General features: G+C 72.5%; 15 protein-coding genes and 1 riboswitch. Of the genes, 3 read left to right on the top strand and 12 right to left on the bottom strand.

Annotated features, from left to right (window positions below):
* Nucleotides 1-40: 40 nt before the first annotated feature.
* The 5 genes from cobN to AB0878_RS26125 all read right to left on the bottom strand — a co-directional run bounded on the left by cobN (nt 41) and on the right by AB0878_RS26125 (nt 6503).
* Nucleotides 41-3649 carry a cobaltochelatase subunit CobN gene (gene cobN / locus AB0878_RS26145; protein ID WP_366582870.1) on the bottom strand — a complete coding sequence of 1203 codons (3609 nt, stop codon included), beginning with the start codon at nt 3647-3649 and terminating at the stop codon, nt 41-43.
* Between the two features lie 52 nt (nt 3650-3701).
* Nucleotides 3702-3771: riboswitch (cobalamin riboswitch) on the bottom strand.
* Between the two features lie 65 nt (nt 3772-3836).
* Entirely contained in the window at nt 3837-4454 is a 618-nt protein-coding gene (locus tag AB0878_RS26140; RefSeq protein ID WP_366582869.1) for a hypothetical protein, read from the bottom strand.
* 10 nt (nt 4455-4464) lie between these two features.
* A complete protein-coding gene (locus tag AB0878_RS26135; RefSeq protein WP_366582868.1) occupies nt 4465-4698 on the bottom strand; it encodes a helix-turn-helix transcriptional regulator in 234 nt (77 codons plus the stop codon).
* Nucleotides 4699-4704: 6 nt separating this feature from the next.
* Nucleotides 4705-5583 (bottom strand): ABC transporter permease, encoded by an 879-nt coding sequence (locus AB0878_RS26130; protein ID WP_366582867.1) that lies wholly within the window; start codon nt 5581-5583, stop codon nt 4705-4707.
* Nucleotides 5580-6503: an ABC transporter ATP-binding protein gene (locus AB0878_RS26125; protein ID WP_366582866.1), complete on the bottom strand. Its 924-nt coding sequence runs from the start codon at nt 6501-6503 to the stop codon at nt 5580-5582. Before AB0878_RS26125 ends, AB0878_RS26130 begins: the two co-directional genes overlap by 4 nt.
* Nucleotides 6504-6585: 82 nt before the next feature.
* On the opposite strand from AB0878_RS26125, the gene AB0878_RS26120 reads away from it, so the two are divergent.
* Genes AB0878_RS26120 through AB0878_RS26110 form a run of 3 tightly spaced genes read left to right on the top strand, consistent with a single transcriptional unit; the run spans nt 6586 to nt 9850 of the window.
* A complete protein-coding gene (locus AB0878_RS26120; RefSeq protein WP_366582865.1) occupies nt 6586-7713 on the top strand; it encodes a precorrin-3B synthase in 1128 nt (375 codons plus the stop codon).
* Nucleotides 7710-8333, top strand: coding sequence for a precorrin-8X methylmutase (locus tag AB0878_RS26115; protein ID WP_366582864.1), 624 nt, complete (start codon nt 7710-7712; stop codon nt 8331-8333). The genes AB0878_RS26120 and AB0878_RS26115 overlap by 4 nt, the downstream gene beginning before the upstream one ends.
* The gene (locus AB0878_RS26110; protein ID WP_366582863.1) at nt 8330-9850 is read left to right on the top strand and encodes a precorrin-2 C(20)-methyltransferase; all 1521 of its coding nucleotides are present in this window, start codon (nt 8330-8332) and stop codon (nt 9848-9850) included. The genes AB0878_RS26115 and AB0878_RS26110 overlap by 4 nt, the downstream gene beginning before the upstream one ends.
* Here AB0878_RS26110 and AB0878_RS26105 read toward each other — a convergent pair.
* From AB0878_RS26105 to cbiE, 7 genes are all read right to left on the bottom strand, one after another.
* Nucleotides 9841-10266 carry a heme-binding protein gene (locus tag AB0878_RS26105; RefSeq protein ID WP_366582862.1) on the bottom strand — a complete coding sequence of 142 codons (426 nt, stop codon included), beginning with the start codon at nt 10264-10266 and terminating at the stop codon, nt 9841-9843. The two genes, AB0878_RS26110 and AB0878_RS26105, sit on opposite strands and share 10 nt — an antisense overlap.
* 89 nt (nt 10267-10355) lie before the next feature.
* Nucleotides 10356-13433 (bottom strand): arabinosyltransferase domain-containing protein, encoded by a 3078-nt coding sequence (locus tag AB0878_RS26100; protein WP_366582861.1) that lies wholly within the window; start codon nt 13431-13433, stop codon nt 10356-10358.
* A gap of 30 nt (nt 13434-13463) precedes the next feature.
* Complete coding sequence (gene bluB, locus AB0878_RS26095) at nt 13464-14108, bottom strand: 5,6-dimethylbenzimidazole synthase (protein WP_366582860.1); 645 nt, start codon at nt 14106-14108, stop codon at nt 13464-13466.
* Nucleotides 14105-14833, bottom strand: coding sequence for a cobalt-precorrin-6A reductase (locus AB0878_RS26090; RefSeq protein WP_366582859.1), 729 nt, complete (start codon nt 14831-14833; stop codon nt 14105-14107). The genes bluB and AB0878_RS26090 overlap by 4 nt, the downstream gene beginning before the upstream one ends.
* Nucleotides 14830-15840, bottom strand: coding sequence for a Gfo/Idh/MocA family oxidoreductase (locus AB0878_RS26085; protein ID WP_366582858.1), 1011 nt, complete (start codon nt 15838-15840; stop codon nt 14830-14832). The genes AB0878_RS26090 and AB0878_RS26085 overlap by 4 nt, the downstream gene beginning before the upstream one ends.
* The gene (gene cobM / locus AB0878_RS26080) at nt 15837-16598 is read right to left on the bottom strand and encodes a precorrin-4 C(11)-methyltransferase (protein ID WP_366582857.1); all 762 of its coding nucleotides are present in this window, start codon (nt 16596-16598) and stop codon (nt 15837-15839) included. The genes AB0878_RS26085 and cobM overlap by 4 nt, the downstream gene beginning before the upstream one ends.
* Nucleotides 16595-17779: a precorrin-6y C5,15-methyltransferase (decarboxylating) subunit CbiE gene (gene cbiE / locus AB0878_RS26075; protein WP_366582856.1), complete on the bottom strand. Its 1185-nt coding sequence runs from the start codon at nt 17777-17779 to the stop codon at nt 16595-16597. The genes cobM and cbiE overlap by 4 nt, the downstream gene beginning before the upstream one ends.
* Nucleotides 17780-17841: the final 62 nt, after the last annotated feature.

Genomic DNA, 17841 nt, shown 5'->3' with positions numbered 1-17841 from the left:
GGGAATGGCAGGACCGCTCCGACGGGTCGGGTGAAGGAGGTCAGTCGCTTTCGAGATCGCCTTCCAGGGTGAGGTAGACGTCGCGCAGCTGGGCCATCAGGTCGGGGTCCGGCTCGGACCAGAGGCCACGGTCGGCGGCTTCGGTGAGGCGCTCGATGATGCCGCGCAGAGCCCACGGGTTGGCCTGGCGCAGGAAGTCCTGGTTTTCGGAGTCGAGCACGTACGACTCGGACAGCTTCTCGTACATCCAGTCGCCCACGACGCCGGCGGTGGCGTCGAAGCCGAAGAGGTAGTCGACGGTGGCGGCGAGTTCGAAGGCGCCCTTGTAGCCGTGGCGGCGCATGGCCGCGAGCCAGCGCGGGTTGACCACGCGGGCGCGGAACACGCGGGCGGTCTCTTCGCCCAGGGTGCGGGTGCGCACGGCGTCCGGCGTGGTGCTGTCGCCGATGTAGGACGCGGGCGCGGAGCCCGTCAGCGCGCGAACGGTGGCGATCATGCCGCCGTGGTACTGGAAGTAGTCGTCGGAGTCGGCGATGTCGTGTTCGCGCGTGTCGGTGTTCTTGGCGGCCACGACGATGCGCCGGTACGACTGCTCCATGTCTTCGCGCGCGGGGCGGCCGTCGAGGTCGCGGCCGTAGGCGAAGCCGCCCCACACCGCGTACACCTCGGCCAGGTCCTTGTCGTCGCGCCAGTTGCCGGAGTCCATCAGCGGCAGCAGGCCGGCGCCGTAGGCCCCCGGTTTCGAGCCGAAGATGCGGGTGGTGGCGCGGCGCTCGTCACCGTGCGTGGCCAGGTCTGCCGCGACATGGGCCCGCACGAAGTTCTGGTCCGAAGGCTCGTCCAGCGCCGCCACGAGGCGGACGGCGTCGTCCAGCAACGTGATCACGTGGGGGAAAGCGTCGCGGAAGAAGCCGCTGATGCGCACGGTGACGTCGATGCGCGGGCGGCCCAGCTCGGCCAGGGGAATGGCCTCCAGACCGGTGACGCGCCGCGAAGCCTCGTCCCACACCGGCTGCACGCCCAGCAGCGCCAGCACTTCCGCCGCGTCGTCACCGGAGGTGCGCATCGCCGAGGTGCCCCACACCGAAAGCCCCACCGATTTCGGCCACGAGCCGGTGTCCTCGCGGTAGCGGCGCAGCAGCGAGTCGGCCAGCGCCTGGCCGGTCTCCCATGCCAGGCGGCTCGGGATGGCCTTCGGGTCGACAGTGTAGAAGTTCCGCCCGGTCGGCAGCACGTTCACCAGCCCGCGCAACGGCGACCCGCTCGGGCCGGCGGGGATGTAACCGCCGTCCAGCGCGTGCAGCACCGCGGAGATCTCGCCGGAAGTCCCCGCCAGCCGGGGGACGATCTCGGTGGCCGCGAACGAAAGCACCCGCGAGACCTCCGCGTCCGGTGTGCCCAGGACGTCGGAAACCACAGCGGGCACGGCCGAAACAGCCCAGGAACGCGCCTCCATCGCGGAGACCAGCGAACGCGCCGAGGTCTCGATCGCGTCCACTTCGGACATCGGAGCGGACGAGTTCTCCTTCAGCCCCAACGCCGAACGCAGTCCCGGCACCGCGCCCTGCTTGCCGCCCCACATCTGCTGGGCCCGCAGCATCGCCAGCACGAGGTTCACGCGCGCCTCGCCGACCGGGGCCTCACCGAGGATGTGCAGGCCGTCGCGGATCTGCGCGTCCTTGACCTCGCAGAGCCAGCCGTCGATGTGCAGCAGGAAGTCGTCGAACTCCGCGTCGTGCGGACGTTCGGCCACACCCAGGTCGTGGTCGAGTTTGGCCGCCTGGATGAGCGTCCAGATCTGGGCGCGGATGGCCGGCAGCTTGGCCGGGTCCATCGCGGCGATGTTCGCGTGCTCGTCCATCAGCTGCTCGAGCCGCGCGAGGTCGCCGTAGGACTCGGCGCGCGCCATCGGCGGGATGAGGTGGTCGACGATCGTGGCGTGCGCCCGCCGTTTGGCCTGCGCGCCCTCACCGGGGTCGTTGATGAGGAACGGGTAGATCAGCGGCAGGTTGCCCAGCACGGCGTCGGGCGCGCACGACGCGGACAGGCCCGCCGTCTTGCCCGGCAGCCACTCCAGCGAACCGTGTTTGCCCAGGTGCACCACCGCGTGCGCGCCGAACTCCTCCTCCAGCCAGCGGTACGCGGCGAGGTAGTGGTGGCTCGGCGGCAGGTCGGGGTTGTGGTAGATCGCCACGGGGTTCTCACCGAACCCGCGCGGCGGCTGGATCATGATCACGACGTTGCCCGACTGCAGCGACGCCAGCACGATGTCGCCCTCGGGATTTGCCGATGTGTCGACATACAGCGAGCCCGGCGCCGGGCCCCAGTGCTCCTCGACCGCCGAGCGCAGCTCCGCGGGCAGCGCGGCGAACCATGCGCGGTACCGCGCCGCGGGGACGCGGATCGGGTTGCCCGAGAGCTGTTCCTCCGTCAGCCACTCCGGATCCTGCCCGCCGGCGGCGATCAGCGCGTGGATCAGCGCGTCGCCGTCCGGCTGGTCGGTGCCCGTCGGCTCGACGCCCGGGAACGCGTCGGGGCCGAGGTCGTAGCCCTGCGATCGCATGAGCCGCAACAGCTTGATCGCCGACGCCGGGGTGTCCAGCCCCACGGCGTTGCCCACCCGCGAGTGCTTCGTCGGGTACGCCGAGAGCATCAACGCGATGCGCCGCGACTCGGCAGGGGTGTGGCGCAGCCGCGCGTGCGCCAGCGCGATCCCGGCCACGCGGGCAGCGCGCTCGGCGTCGGCGACATACCGGGGCAGGCCGTCTTCGTCGAACTCCTTGAAGGAGAACGGCACCGTGATCAGCCGGCCGTCGAACTCCGGCACGGCCATCTGGTTGCCTGCGTCCAGCGGCGACAGGCCGTCGTCGCTGGACGACCACGCCGCGCGATCGCTGGTGAGGCACAGGGCCTGCAGGATCGGGATGTCGAGCCCGGCCATCTCGGCGACGTCCCACGCCTCGTCGTCGCCGCCCGCGCCGGCTTCCGAGGGCCGCGTGCCGCCCGCCGCCAGCACCGTGACCAGCAGCGCGTCGGCGCGGCCCAGCTCGGCCATCATCTCCGGCTCGCGGTTGCGCAGCGACGCGCAGTGGATCGGCAGCGCCCGCCCGCCCGCGGCCTCGATCGCGTCGGCCAGCGCGTGGACGAACGCGGTGTTCCCCGACAGGTGGTGCGCGCGGTAGTACAGGATCCCGACGACCGGGCCGTCCGCCGGGCCCGAGGAAGCGCGCTCCAGCACGCCCCACGACGGCAGTTGCGCGGGCGGCTCGAAGCCGTCGCCGGTCAGCAGCAGCGTGTCGGACAGGAACCGGTGCAGCTGCGTGAGGTTCTCCGGCCCGCCCTGCGCGAGGTACGCGTGGGCCTCGGCCGCGATGCCCGCCGGCACGGTGGAGAGCTTCATCAGCTCGGCGTCCGGCGTCTGCTCGCCGCCCAGCACCACCACGTGCGAGCCCGACGCACGCAGCGTGTCCAGGCCCTCCTGCCACGACCGCGGCGTGCCCAGGATCCGGACCACGACGATCGGCGCGCCGTCGAGCAGCCCCGGCAGGTCCGCGACGTCGAGCCGGGCCGGGTTCGCGAGCCGGAACTCACCCTCCGAGGCCCGGGCGCTGAGCAGGTCGGTGTCCGAAGTGGACAGAAGCAGGATCACGGCGTTCCTCACTCGGGGTGTCCGCGCCCCGGGTCGTCGGTCGCGCCGGCGGGAGTTCCTGGCTTCCCGGATCACTCCGGGTCACAGTGGCGGGACCGTCCCGGACTCTCACCGGGTTCCTCCACCTGCCGACGCGTGGTTCGTCACTCACTCTCACGGGCGCGCGAGCCCGCGTCAAGGTGACGTCTCAGACCACGCGCACGGCCACGATCGGCCGCTCGGCCACGGGGTGGGACCGCTGGGCCGTGACGCTCCACGCGTAACCCGCGAACCCGCCCGTTTCCGGCGACGCGTGGAACACGAGGTGCCCGTAGCCGGCGCCCTGACCTGCGGGGGAGCGGCTGTCGGGGAAGTCGGGTGACGTGCCGTGCGGGTCGGCCGTGCAGTCGGCCACGGGCACGACGTAGGACTTGTCCTCGTCCACCACGGGCGCGCCCCGGACCAGCGCGATGTGCCCGGTGTTCGTCGGCCGGCGGTGCCCGTAGTCGACGACGACGAGGTCACCCGGGCGCAGGTCCGCGACGGTGTCCACGCGGGCGAAGTGCGGCACTTCCCGCTGTTCGAAGACCCACCGGTACGTGCGCGAGGGCGGGCTCACCGAGCGGAAGTGGGCGGTGAAGAACTCGTCGTCGGCCCAGTCGTAGACGTGCTTGAGCAGCTGGGTCTGGAACGAGGCGCACTGCGTGTGGTTGCGCCACGGCCGGGCCCAGCTCACGACGTCGGGCTCGCCGGAGGCCTTGTAGCGGTTGGCCTCCGGCGAGAGGTGGTCGATGAGGTCCTCGGCGGCGCGCAGGTGGGCGATCACCCCATCCGTTCTACGCCGACCGGTCGCCGATCCGCGGGAACGGCTCGGTGGAGAAGAGCACCTCCACCGACACCTCGAAGAACTCCGCGATCCGCAGCGCCAGGTGGAGGCTCGGGCTGTACTCGCCCCGTTCCAGGTACCCGATCGTCTGGTAGTGCACGCCGAGCGCGTCGGCCAGCTGCCGGCGCGAGATCCCGCGCTCGGCGCGCAGCACCGCGATGCGGTTGTAGACGTTCTCGCTCACCGCGGATCACACACGCTGCAGTGCCCTCTCTCGTCGTTCGGCCACCGACGACCCGGACTCGCGCCGCGCCATGCGCCGCAGCAGCACCGGGGCCAGCACCAATCCGATCACGGACCACACCAGCAGCACGCCGAGGGTCGCCCACGGCCGCCACGACTGCCCGATCTCCACCACCACGGCCGAATCCGGCAGCAGCGCCGAGCGCATGCCGAGGCCGAGCCAGTACATCGGGAACACCTGGGCGATGTCCTGCACCCACACCGGCAGTGCCGTGATCGGGTAGAAGATGCCGGAGATCGCCGCGAGGCCCGTGACCGGCAGCATGACCAGCGCCATCGAGCGCGGGTCGCGGATCAGCGAGCCGATCGCGGCACCCAGCGGCAGCGTCGCCACCAGCCCGACGGCCAGCACCCAGAGCAGGTTCAGCCACGACCACACGCCACGGTCGGCCAGGCCCGGGAACAGGATCAGGCACGGCACCAGCGTCACCAGCATCGCGGACACCTGCATCAGCGAAAGCGACATGATCTTGCCGATCAGGTAGCCGAGCATGCCGTTGGGCGTGGCCTTGGCCCGCAGCAGCGTGCCGTCCTCACGGTCGACGACGAGCTGGCCCGCCGCACCCGAGAGGCCGTTGAACACCAGCCCGGCGCCGAGCACGCTCGGCACGGTCGCCGCGCCGAGCGAGAACGACGTGCCGGGCAGGTGGATGCCCCGCAGGAAGAACAGCGTGACCAAGATCAGGACCAGCCAGATCACCTGGCCGAGCACGTCGTCGCGGTTGGTCCACTGCTGGCGGAACTCGATCAGCCCGCGACGCAGCCCGTTCCGCGCGGCGGCTCGCTTGCCGGCCGCCGTGAGCGCCAGCGGTGTTGTCGCTGTCATCGCACACCCGCTTCCACGAGTCCGGTCTCGGCCCGGTGCACCAGGGTCATGTAGGTGTCCTCGAGGGACGCGCGCCGCACCTCGAGGTCGGCCACGGCGTCGCCGTGCTGCTTGAAGAGCTCGAACACGTACTTCGTGGCCTCGGTGGTGGAGTGCACGAAGTGCTGCCCCTCGACCGACCAGCGCACCTCGGCCTCGCCGGAGATCTGGCGGCTGAGCTCGTCGGCCGAACCGTCGGCGACGATCCGGCCGCCGTTGAGGATCAGGATCCGGTCGGCCAGCTTCTCGGCCTCGTCGAGGTCGTGGGTGGTGAGCAGGATCGTGGTGTCGTTGTCGTCGGCGAGCCGGTGCACGAGGTCGTGGAATTCGCGCCGCGCCTCCGGGTCGAAGCCCGCGGTGGGCTCGTCGAGGAAAAGCAGTTCCGGCCGGCCGACGATGCCCATCGCGACGTCGAGCCGGCGCCGCTGCCCACCGGAGAGCTGCTTGAGCTTCTTGCCCGCGTGCGGCGCGAGGCCCACGACCTCGATCAGCTCGTCGGTGTTCCACGGGCGGCGGATCGTGTCTGTGGAGTAGGGCGCGTAGTAGGCGCCGACGTGGGCGAGCAGCTCATGCACGCGCCATTTCCCGTGGTCACGCCAGGATTGGAGCACGACCCCCAGTCGTGCCCGCCAGTCCTCGCCACCACGCGCGGGGTCGGTGCCGAGCACCTCGACTTCGCCGGCCGAACGCATCCGGAAGCCCTCGAGAATCTCGATCGTGGTCGTCTTGCCCGCGCCGTTGGGTCCCAGCAGGCAGAGCACTTCGCCGCGGTACGCCGTGAAGCCGACGCCGTGGAGCACATCGTTGGTGCCGTATCTCATGCGCAGGCCCTCGACCTGCAACACGACTTGCTCCGGATTCCTCACCGGACCCACCCCCATCGCTCGTGTGCGACGAAATGTAGCACATCTACTACATTCGATCGCAAGTCTGCTGAATCCCCTGCCAGCTACAGTGAGCGGCATGTCCAGCCCTGCCCGCGTACGCGCCGACGCCTGTCCCGGGGTCTTCGCCACGCACGACGCGGCGGACGGACCGCTCGCCCGAGTGCGCCTGCCCGGCGGGGTCGTCTCCGCGGAGCGGTTGCGAGTGCTGGCTTCCTGCGCCGAAGACCTCGGTGACGGCGACGTGCACCTCACCTCGCGCGGCAACGTCCAGCTGCGTGGGGTGACGCGGCCCGGTCTCGCGTCGAGGCTCATGGCCGCGGGGTTGTTGCCCTCGCCGACGCACGAACGCGTGCGCAACGTGCTGGCCTCGCCGTTGAGCGGGGTGCACGGCGGGACCGCCGACGTCCGCGGGCTGGCGGGGGAGCTGGACGTGGCGTTGTGCGCCGAGCCCGAGCTGGCCGAGCTGCCGGGGCGGTTCCTGTTCGCGTTCGACGACGGCCGGGGTGACGTCGCGGGCGAAGGCGCCGACGTGTGCTGGCGTGCGGTGACGTCCGACGCGGGCACGGTGCTGCTCGCGGGCGTGGACACCGGCTGGTCGGTGCCGCGGGGCGAAGCCGTGGGTGCGTTGCTGGCCGTCGCGCGTGAGTTCGCCGCGCGGCGGGGGACGGCTTGGCGGATCGCGGAGCTGCCGGATCCCACCGCGGTGCTGCCTCGCGGACCGCGGTCGCAACCGGTGGAGCGCCCGGTGCGGGTGGACCCGACGGTCGGGCCACTCGGCGAGCACGGTGTCGGTGTCGCGCCCCGGTTCGGGCAGCTCACGGCCGCGCAGCTGCGGGTTCTCGCGGATCTGGCCGATCACGCCGTCGTCACGCCGTGGCGGTCGATCGTGCTGCCGAACCCGGCGCCGGACGCCGTCGCGCGACTGCACGCGGCCGGCCTCAGCACCGACCCCGCCGTGCTGGAGATCACGGCCTGCATCGGCCGGCCCGGCTGCGCGAAGTCGCTGGCCGACGTGCGCGCCGACGCCGCGCGGCTGGTCCCGGCCGGGGTCCGCGCCCACGTGGCGGGCTGTGCCCGGCGCTGCGGGCGACCCTCGGGCCCCCACCTCGACGTGGTCGCCGAGGCCGGCGGCTACCGTGTCGGCGAACGCCTGCTGCCGGCGTCCCGCCTGGCGGACTCCTGGGTGAGGAAGGAAAACCCGTGATCGACTACCTGGCCGACGGTGCCGAGATCTACCGGCACTCGTTCGCCACGATCCGCGAGGAGGCGGACCTGGCGATCCTGCCGGACGACGTCGCCGGCGTCGCGGTGCGGATGATCCACTCCTGCGGCATGGTCGACCTGGTCGACGACCTGCGCTACTCCCTCGACGTCGTCGAGGCGGGCCGCGCGGCGCTCGAGGCGGGCGCGCCGGTGCTGTGCGACGCGAAGATGATCGCCAGCGGCATCACGCGCAAGCGGCTGCCCGCGGCCAACGACATCGTCTGCACGCTCGACGACCCGAGCGTGCCCGGGCTCGCCGAGCGAATGGGGACCACGCGGTCGGCCGCGGCTCTCGAGCTGTGGCGTGACCGGCTGCCGGGTTCGGTGGTGGCGATCGGAAACGCGCCCACCGCGTTGTTCCGCCTGCTGGAGCTGCTCGAAGAGGGCGTCGGGGCGCCGGCGGCGATCATCGGCGTGCCGGTGGGTTTCGTCGGTGCGGCGGAGTCCAAAGTGGAGCTGGTGAAGCGCGCGCCCGCCCCGTACCTGGTGGTGCAGGGGCGCCGGGGTGGCAGCGCGATGGCCGTGGCGGCCGTCAACGCGCTCGCGAGCGTGGTCGAATGACCGGCCGGCTCTACGGCGTCGGACTCGGTCCCGGCGACCCGGAACTGATGACGGTGAAGGCCGCGCGGCTGATCGGCGAGGCCGACGTGATCGCCTACCATAGCGCGCGCCACGGCCGCAGCATCGCGCGTTCGGTGGCCGCGCCGTACCTGCGCGAGGGCCAGCTGGAGGAGCCGCTGGTCTACCCGGTCACCACGGAGACCACCGACCACCCCGGCGGCTACGAGGGCGCGATCGCCGATTTCTACGAGCTGAGCGCGAAAAAGCTCGCCGAGCACCTCGACGCGGGACGCGACGTCGTCGTGCTGTGCGAGGGTGACCCGTTCTTCTACGGCTCCTACATGTACATGCACGAGCGCCTCGCCGGCCGTTTCGAGGCCGAGGTCGTGCCCGGTGTGACGTCGGTGAGCGCGGCGTCGTCGGTGCTCAGCCGTCCGCTGGTGCAGCGCGACGAGGTGTTCACGGTCCTGCCGGGCACGTTGCCGGCGCCCGAGCTGGCGCGCCGGCTGGCGGACACGCAGGCCGCGGCCGTGCTGAAGCTGGGGCGCACGTTCGGCGCCGTCCGTGAGGCCTTCGCGGAGGCGGGCAAGCTGGACGACGCGTGGTACGTCGAACGCGCCACCTGGGGGGAGCAGCGGATCGAGCCGCTCGCCGACGTCGATCCGGCGACGGTGCCGTACTTCTCGCTGGCGCTGCTGCCGAGCCCGGCGTATGCGTCCCGGGTGGACGGTGAGCCGGCGGTGGTTCCTGCGTCGCCGAAACCGGTTTCCGACGGCGGCGAGGTCGTGGTCGTCGGCCTCGGTCCGGCGGGCCCGGAATGGCTGACGCCCGAAGCGTCGGCCGAACTGGCCGCAGCGGAGCACATCGTGGGCTACGGCCCGTACGTCGCCCGCGTGCCCCAGCGCGCCGGCCAGGAGCGGCACGCGTCGGGCAACCGGGTCGAGGCCGACCGTGCGGTGGAAGCGCTGGAGCTGGCGGCTTCCGGGGCGCGGGTCGCCGTGGTGTCCTCGGGTGACCCGGGTGTGTTCGCGATGGCTTCCGCGGTGCTGGAACAGGTTGCCGCCGGTCGTGGTGCCGGCGTGCGCGTGCGGATCGTTCCCGGTGTGACAGCCGCGCAGGCCGCCGCTTCCCGCGTCGGCGCCCCGCTGGGGCACGACTACTGCGTGCTGTCGCTTTCGGACCGCCTCAAGCCGTGGGACGTCATCGAACGCCGCCTCGACGCCGCGGGCGCGGCCGATCTGGTGCTGGCGCTCTACAACCCGGCTTCACGCACGCGCACGACCCAGCTGGCCACCACGCGGGAAGTCCTGCTGCGCCACCGCGAACCGGGCACCCCGGTCGTCGTGGCGCGGGACGTGGGCGGGCCGGAGGAGCGGATCACGGTGACCACGCTGGGTGAGCTGGACCCGTCCACTGTGGACATGCGGTGCCTGCTCATCGTGGGCTCGTCGAAAACGGTGGCGCAGCAGGGCCCGGACGGCACGACGGTCGTCTGGACCCCGCGCAGCTACGCCTGAGCCCGCAGGCGTTCGACGGCGGTGCGGACGGCTTCCTCGTCTTCCGCGCTCTGCGCACCCGACGCACCGATGGCGCCGACGACCACGTCGCCGTCGGTGATGGGGATGCCGCCGGCACGGGCGACGAAGTCGCCGCCGTAGACGTGCTGGAGCGGGCCGACGACCTCGCCGGGCAGGGTGACTTCGCCGGAGGGCTTGAGCATGCGCAGCGCGGTGCGGGCCTTGGCCACGGCGACGCGGCTGGTCACGGGCGTGCCGCCGTCGGCGCGCTTCAGCGCGATCACCTCGCCGGTGACGTCGAGGACGGCCACCGCCAGCGGCGCGAACCCGCGCTCCGCGGCGACGGCGTGCGCCGTGTTCACCAGCTGGTCCGCTTCGGCCAACGTCAACCCGGGCAGTCGGGGGGTATCAGACACCCTTCCGAACCTAGCCGCGCGCCGCTGCGGCCGTCCACCGGCCCGCCCTCGGCCGTGCGGAGAAGTACCCGGGGGTGTGCCCGGCTGACTCAGCGCGTCGGATCCTTCCCGTTCGGCTGCGCCGGACCCGGACCCGGGGACCACCAGCCCCACACGGTCCTGCGGCCGTGCTGCACCGTGGGTGCGATGCCTTCGCTGAACGGTTCCACCTGCAGCAGCTGGCCCCACGACTGGCTCGGCTGCCCGATCAGGTAGCTGGGCACCTCGGGTTCCTTCGCCACCTCCTCGAGCCAGCCGATCGGCCCGCCGTTGGTGCTGGAGGCCCACTGGGCCTCGTCGGCCAGGGCGCCGGCCGTGATGCGGTAGTCGGGCACCTGCGAGATGCCGTCGTGGGAGGTCACGGGGTTCGCGCACGGGTAGACGAACGACGCGGGCCAATCGATGTACACCGACTTGCCCATGAGCTTGTCCGTCAGCGTCGTGAAGGTCGGCACGCGCGGGGCGGACGCGGCGATCCAGCCGTCCTCGGTCAGGTCGTTGTCGACGATGTCCACGCGCACCGACGTGGTCTGCGGCGGCAGGTCGCGCAGGTTGATGCGGGTGTCGTTCCAGCCGCCGGTGCCCGCGCCGGGCGGGAGGGCGAACTGGCTGCGCAGCACCTTCACGCCCTGCGGCGTCACCACGCCGTAGTCGAGGCTCACCGAGGCCGGCCGCCGGGGCTGCCCGGCCGTCGCGATCACGATCTGGCCGTCGGCGGGTTTGTCGGCCAGCGCGTACCACTGGCTGCGCAGCCGGCCCGCGCGGTTCTGCTCGAAGTAGCTGCTCCACATCGGCACGGTGTCCGGCGTGAAGCCGTGCGGGGGCTCGGAAAGCGGGTCGTCCTCTTCGACGGGACGCGTGTGGAAACCGGTCTGCACCTGGCCGTTGTCCGGGTCCGGGTTCGGCAGGGGTGACTCCTCCTGTTTCGCCGGCACCGTGCGTTGCTCGGGCTGCGGGTGCAGGACGCTCTTGGCGGCGTCGGTCTCCACCATCACGTGGTCGGACAGGTTGCAGCTCTTGCCGAACAGGTGCCTGACGTTCGCGGCGCCCAGGCTGTAGCTGCCCCGCTGGATGTAGATCGCCGCCGCCATCGTGTAGAACTCGCCGGCCGCGACGAGCCCGCACACGACCACGAGCGACAGCGACCCCAGCCGCAGCGACCGGCCGCGTTTCTCCTGCGGCGCGGGTGCTCCCGGCCGGTGGGCGCGGATGTTCTCCACGAACGCGTAGATCCCCGCGATCGCCGCGGCCACGAGCAGGATCGTCGACAGCGGGATCCCGCCGATCGACGGCGCCAGCCCGGTCCACGGCACGCCGAGGCGCGAGACGAACCAGTACGTGTTGGGTCCCGTCGCGGCCAGCGCACCGACCACCAGCAGACCCGCGAGGAACGTGGCCCGGTTGCGGTTCGAGCGCAGCACGGTGGAGCTCGTCGCCAACGCCGTCAACGCGGCCATCGACGCCCCGACAGCTGCGAACGCACCGAAGTGGTGCGTCCACTTCGTCGGCGTGAGGGCCAGCAGCAGGAAGAACAACGCCGTGGTGCCGATCAGCCGCCGGCTCGGCCCGAGCGCGGCGCCCGGGATCCGGCCGCGCCGCAGCAGCACGACCAGGCACGTCACCGTGCACAGCACCACGAGCAGTACCGGGAACCGCCGCGGCGCCGACCCGTCGGGCAGGTTCTCGAACAGCAGCTGGTAGCGCGCGAGCTCCTGGAACCACGACAGGTTCGGCCCCACCTGCGTGCGGATGCGCGTGGCCTCCTGCACGGTCGCGAACGTCTGGTCCGCGAACACGACCACCAGCACCAGCAGCCCGGACGCGAGGATCGGCGCCAGGATCGGCAGCCAGCCGCCGGCCGCGCGCTGGCGCACGAGCTTGAACAACGGCCGCGCGGCCACCAGGAACGGCGCCACCGCGATCAGCCCCGTCGGCGTCGCGGCGAGCGTGAACGCGGCCGCGGTGAGACCCAGGCACAGCGGCAGCAGGCGGCGCGTCACCAACGCGCGTTCCACGGCGCAGATCGCGAGCAGCGAACCCAGTGCGGCCACGGGTTCCGGCCGCACGCCGTTGTTGTAGGGCATCCACCAGACGAGGAACACGGCCGCCGCGGCCCAGCCGGCCGCCCGGCTGCCGCGCACCTGCGTGCCCAGCCGGGGCATCACCTCGCGGCTGATGAGCAGCCAGCTGATCACGCCCACCAGGTACGAGGGCAGCCGGATCCACGGCGGCACCGTGCTGACGTGCGTCATCAGCTCGTAGAGGTGGTAGAACCAGCCGAACGGCGCCTCCGCGACGCCGAACCAGCGGTGGTAGTTGGTCAGGAATCCCGTGGACTCGGTGACCCGGGCCATGGTGAGGATGTAGCCGTCGTCCGAGGTCACCGGTCCGATGAACACCCACGCGCCGAGCGCGAGGATCACCGTGGCGTCGCGGCCGGTCAGGCGCCACCAGCCCACCGGGGCCCAGCGCGGCGCGCGGCGGGCGAACCCGGCGTCCATGCGCCACACCGCGATCAGGCAGGCGATGAACGCGAGCGCGCCGAGGATGCCGACGCCGAGCTTCAACGCCGTGGGCGAAGTCTGGTAGCGCGTGTCCGGCACCATCGTCACGTGCAGGCCCGAGATCGGGTCCTTCGCGGAGCTGATCGACGAGTAGAGGCCGACCACGCGCGGGCGGACGTCACCGGTGGTGTGGAACACCGTCGTGCCCGCGACGGCGAGCGTCATCTGCGTCGCGTCCGACTTCAGCGTCACCGCGCAACCGGCCGGCGGCAGCGGCTGCTGCGCGATCTGCTGGCCCTGGCTCGACGCGAGCAAAACGCCGTTGTCCACGCGCAGCTGCAGCCCGACGCCGTTGCCGGCGCGCGGATCGGTGCGCCCGTCCGGCACCGTCGCGAACAGCAGCGCGGGACCGTTCGTGCGCGCATCGAGCGATTTGATCGTGGCGCACGGGATCTCGGCCTCGAGGTCCTGGGCCCAGTACCCGGTCAAGGGCGCGTTGACGGACCGGGTGTCGGAGCCGGTCGGCCAGCCGACCTGCGCGGTGTCCTGCACGACGGGCAGGAACGGATAGGCCAGGGCGCATAGCGCCGAAAGCAACCCCAGCGCTACGGCAATCGGACGCATCCGGGAAAGTTATCCGGTCGGCCGAAGGGGCTACGCAGGCCCCTCGGTGCGTGGGGTGAACCGTTCGTGGTGCACGGCGTTCGTCAAGGGCGCGCGGGTGCGCCAGCCATGCCGTTCCAGATCAGGGACCTCGGCCAGCGCGGTCACCGGGCCGACGCACAGCCACGCGACCGGCCGGACGCCATCGGGGATGCCGAGCAGGTCGGCGAGGAACGGCTCGCGGTAGAAGCTCACCCAGCCGACGCCGAGGCCCTCGGCCGTCGCGGCCAGCCACAGGTTCTGGATGGCGAGGCACACGGAGTACAGCCCGGCGTCGGCGATCGCGTGGCGGCCCAGCACGGCGGGCGCGCCGCGTTCGGCGTCGTAGGTCACCACGATGCCGAGGGTCGACTCGCGAATGCCCTCGATCTTGATGCGGGAGAACGTGTCGGCGCGTTCGCCGGCCAGTTCGGCGGCGAACACGTCACGTTCGTCGTGCACGTGCCGGGCGAAGGACTCGCGCGTGGCGGGATCGCGTACGAGCACGAAGTCCCACGGCTGACTCAGGCCCACGCTGGGCGCGGCGTGTGCGGCTTCGAGCACGCGGGTGAGCACCGCGTCGTCGATCGGCTCGCCGGTGAACTCGCCGCGGACATCGCGGCGGCGGCGCAGGATTTCGTAGAACTCGTCGATCATCGGCGCAGCACCCATTCCACGGCTTCGGCGACCCCCGCGACCTCGGCGGTGGCCGGGCGCGGCGGGCGGCGCACGACGACCACCGGCAGGCCCAGCTCGCGGGCGGCGGTGAGCTTCGCGGCGGTCATCGAGCCGCCGCTGTCCTTGGTGACGAGGACGTCGATGCGGTGCCCGGCCAGCAGTGCGCGTTCTCCGTCCACTTCGTACGGTCCGCGGTTCAGCACGACCTCGTGCTGCCTCGGCAACGGCGGCTCGGGCGGGTCGACGCAGCGGATGAGGAACCACAACGCGTCGAGCCCGGCGAACGCGGCGAGGCCCTGGCGTCCGCTGGTCAGGAAGACGCGGGAGCCCAGGCCGGGCAGCAGTTCGGCGGCGGCGTCGAGGTCGTCGGCCCAGTGCCAGCGGTCGCCTTCGGCGGGCTGCCAACCGGGCCGGGCGAGCCGCAGCAGCGGCACACCGACCGCCGAGGTGGCGGCGAAAGCGTTGGTGCCGATGCGTTCCGCGAACGGATGGGTCGCGTCGACCACCGCGGCCACCTCGTGCTCCCGCAGCCACGTCGAGAGCCCTTCGACCCCGCCGAACCCGCCGACGCGCACCTCCCCGGCCGGCAGCCGCGGCCGCGCGACCCGCCCGGCGAGCGACGACACCACGGCGACCGCGCGCGAGTGCAGTTCGGCCGCGAGCGCCCGCGCCTCGGCCGTGCCGCCGAGGACCAGCACGGTCATCCGCCGTAGCCCACGGCCGCGCGCCAGCGGTCGAGCGTGCGCATGTTCGCGAGCGTCTCGGCCCAGGTCAGCTCGGGTGCCTGCCGGTTGTCCACGTGCGCGGCGACGTGGTCGGCCTCGCGCGCGAACACGCTCTGTGTCGCCTCGATCTCGATCACCTCGGGCTCGCCGCCGGCCGGCGTCAGCACGATCTGCGCCGACGTCGCGCGGCGCATCTGCGGTAGCCACGCGGGTTGCGGCACGTGCAGCTGGCCGGTGGTGCCGTAGACGCGGATGTGGTCGTCCTGCGTGAGCCGGTAGCCGCACGACAGCTGCGCGATGATGTCGCCCGGCAGGCGCAGCAGGCCCATCGCGAACTCGTCGACGCCGCGGTCGGTCAGCCGCGCCATGCCCGTGACGGTGGTGGGTTCCACGACGTCGATCCCGGTCGCCGCCTGCGAAACGAGCCGCGCGAGCGACGTGCAGTAGCAGCCCACGTCGAGGATTCCGCCGCCGCCGAGGGCCGGATCGGCCAGGCGCGGGGCGTCGTTGGCGCCGGTGTCGAAGCTGAACGAGACGTCCACGGCCCGGATTTCCCCGATCGCGCCGCACTCGATGAGCTCGACCAGCCGGCGCGTCTGCGGGTGAAGCCGGTACATGAACGCCTCCATGAGGAAGACGTCGTGCCGGCGTGCCGCGTCGATCACCTTCTCGGCCTCGGCAGCGGTGACCGTCAGCGGTTTCTCGCACAGCACGTGCTTCCCGGCTTCGGCGGCGCGGATCGCCCACTCCGCGTGCATCGGGTGCGGCGTGGCGATGTAGACGGCGTCGACGGCCGGGTCGGCGAGCAGGTCTTCGTAGGCGCCGTAGGCCTTCGGGATGTCGAAGCGGGTGGCGAACTCGCGAGCGCGGTCGGCCGAGCGCGCGGCGACGGCCTCCAGCGAGCCGTGCTTGCTGCGTTCGACGCCGGCCGCGAAATCGGCGGCGATCGATCCGGCGGCCACCAGGCCCCAGCGTAGTTCGGTCACAGTGACTCCGGTTGGCTCGCGCGGTCTCGGGTGCTCGAATACAGGAAGCTGTCGGGAAATCCTCCGGCGGCGAGCACCCGGCCGACGAAGATGGTGGCCGCGCGCGTCATCCCGGCCTCGCGGGCTTGCGCGGCGATGTCGGTGAGCGTGCCGCGCACCACGGTCTCGCCCGGCTGGCTCGCCAGCGCCACGACGGCCGCGGGGCAGTCGGCGCCGTAGAACGGAGCGAGTTCCTCGGTTACCCGCTCGATATGGTTGATGGCCAGGTGCACCGCGAGGGTGGTGCCGCTGCGGGCGAAGTTCGCCAGCGTCTCGCCTTCGGGCAACGCCGTCGACCTCGCCTGGGCGCGGGTGATCACGAGGCTCTGCCCGATGCCGGGCACGGTCAGCTCCCGGCCCAGCACCGCGGCCGACGCGGCGAACGCGGGCACACCCGGGACGATGTCGTAGGGCACGCCGGCCGCGTCGAGGCGGCGCACGGTTTCCGCGACCGCGCTGTAGAGCGAAGGATCACCGGACACCAGCCGCGCGACGTCGTGGCCCGCGTGGTGGGCGGTGATCAGGCGGTCGACGATCTCGTCGAGGCTCAGGTTCGCGGTGTCGACGCGCTCGGCTTCGGGTGCGCAGTACGCGAGCAGGTCGGTCGGCGTCATGCTGCCCGGGTACAGGCACACGCCGCAGCGCGCGAGCAGGTCGCGGCCACGGACGGTGATGAGGTCGGCCGCGCCGGGGCCGGCGCCGATGAAGTGAACGGTCATCTCGAACTCCAGGACGTCACGGTGCGCGACGGGGTCCACCCCGTGAACCCGCCGAGCGGCTGCGCGTGGTCGACGGCGATCCTCGTCAGCTCACCACCCCGGCTCGCGTAGGCGTCGGCCAGGATCCGTTCGGCTTCCAGTGTGACCCCGTGGGCGACCACGCGGGCGCCGGTGCCGAGGCACGCGTCGAGCAGGCCGGGGACGGTGAGGCCGCCGCCGATGAAGACGGCGTCGGGGTGGGGCAGCCGAGCGAGCGCGTCGGGGGCCGGGCCGGTGACCACGCGCAGTTCGGGGACGCCGAGCGTGGCGGCGTTGCGGGTGATGCGCTCGGCGCGCGCGGGGTCGCGTTCGATCGCGATCGCGCGGTTGAGCGGGTGGGCCCGGGACCATTCGATGCCGATGCTGCCCGCGCCCGCGCCGACGTCCCAGAGCAGCTCGCCGGGCACCGGCGCGAGGTGGGCGAGAGCGGACGCGCGGACGTCGCGTTTGGTGAGCTGGCCGTCGTGCTCGAAGGCGCTGTCGGGCAGGCCGGTGAGCGGGAGCGCGGGGCCGGCGCAGACCAGGGCGAACACGGTGAGCGGGCCGGGTTCGTGGGTCCAGCCGTCCGCGCGGCGCTCGTCTTCGGCGCCGAGGTTTTCGAGGCTGGTCAGGGTGGATTCGCCGTAGCCGCGGGTGCGGAGCAGCTCGCGCAGGTCTTCGACGTTCGCACCCAGGACGAGGACTTTCCGGCGCGGCGCCAGGACCCGGGCCACCCGGTCCACGGCCCGCCCGACGACGGTGACGACCTCGGTCTCCTCGAACGACCAGCCCAGCCGCGCACGGGCCAGCGTCACCGACGACAGCGCGGGCAGCACCTCGACGTCGTGGCCGCGGTCGCGCAGCGTCGTGCCGATGCCTGAGAGCAGGGGATCACCGCTGGCCAGCACGCAGACGCGGCGCCCGGCGTGCTCGGCGAGGACGCCGTCGAGCGCCGGCAGCAGCGGACTCGGCCAGGCTTGCGTGCGGACGCCGTCGGGCACCATCACGAGCTGCCGCGGCGCCCCCAGCACGATGTCGGCTGCGAGCACGGCGTCGCGTGCTTTCTCGCCTAGTCCCGACCAGCCGTCGGCACCGATCCCGACGACCGACACAGGTGCGGTGTCTCCCCGGGGGCGTGCCCCCGGACCCCGCGCCGGGGGCATGCCCCCGGACCCCCCGCCCGCCGCGTGGTCGGTCGCCTCGGGCAAGGCGCGACGCGTGCCTG

The organism is Amycolatopsis sp. NPDC047767, from assembly GCF_040704195.1.
In the GTDB taxonomy this organism is placed as follows: Bacteria; Actinomycetota; Actinomycetes; order Mycobacteriales; family Pseudonocardiaceae; genus Amycolatopsis.
Note: the sequence above shows the minus strand (reverse complement) of the source record. Positions and strands in the feature narration are given on the sequence as shown.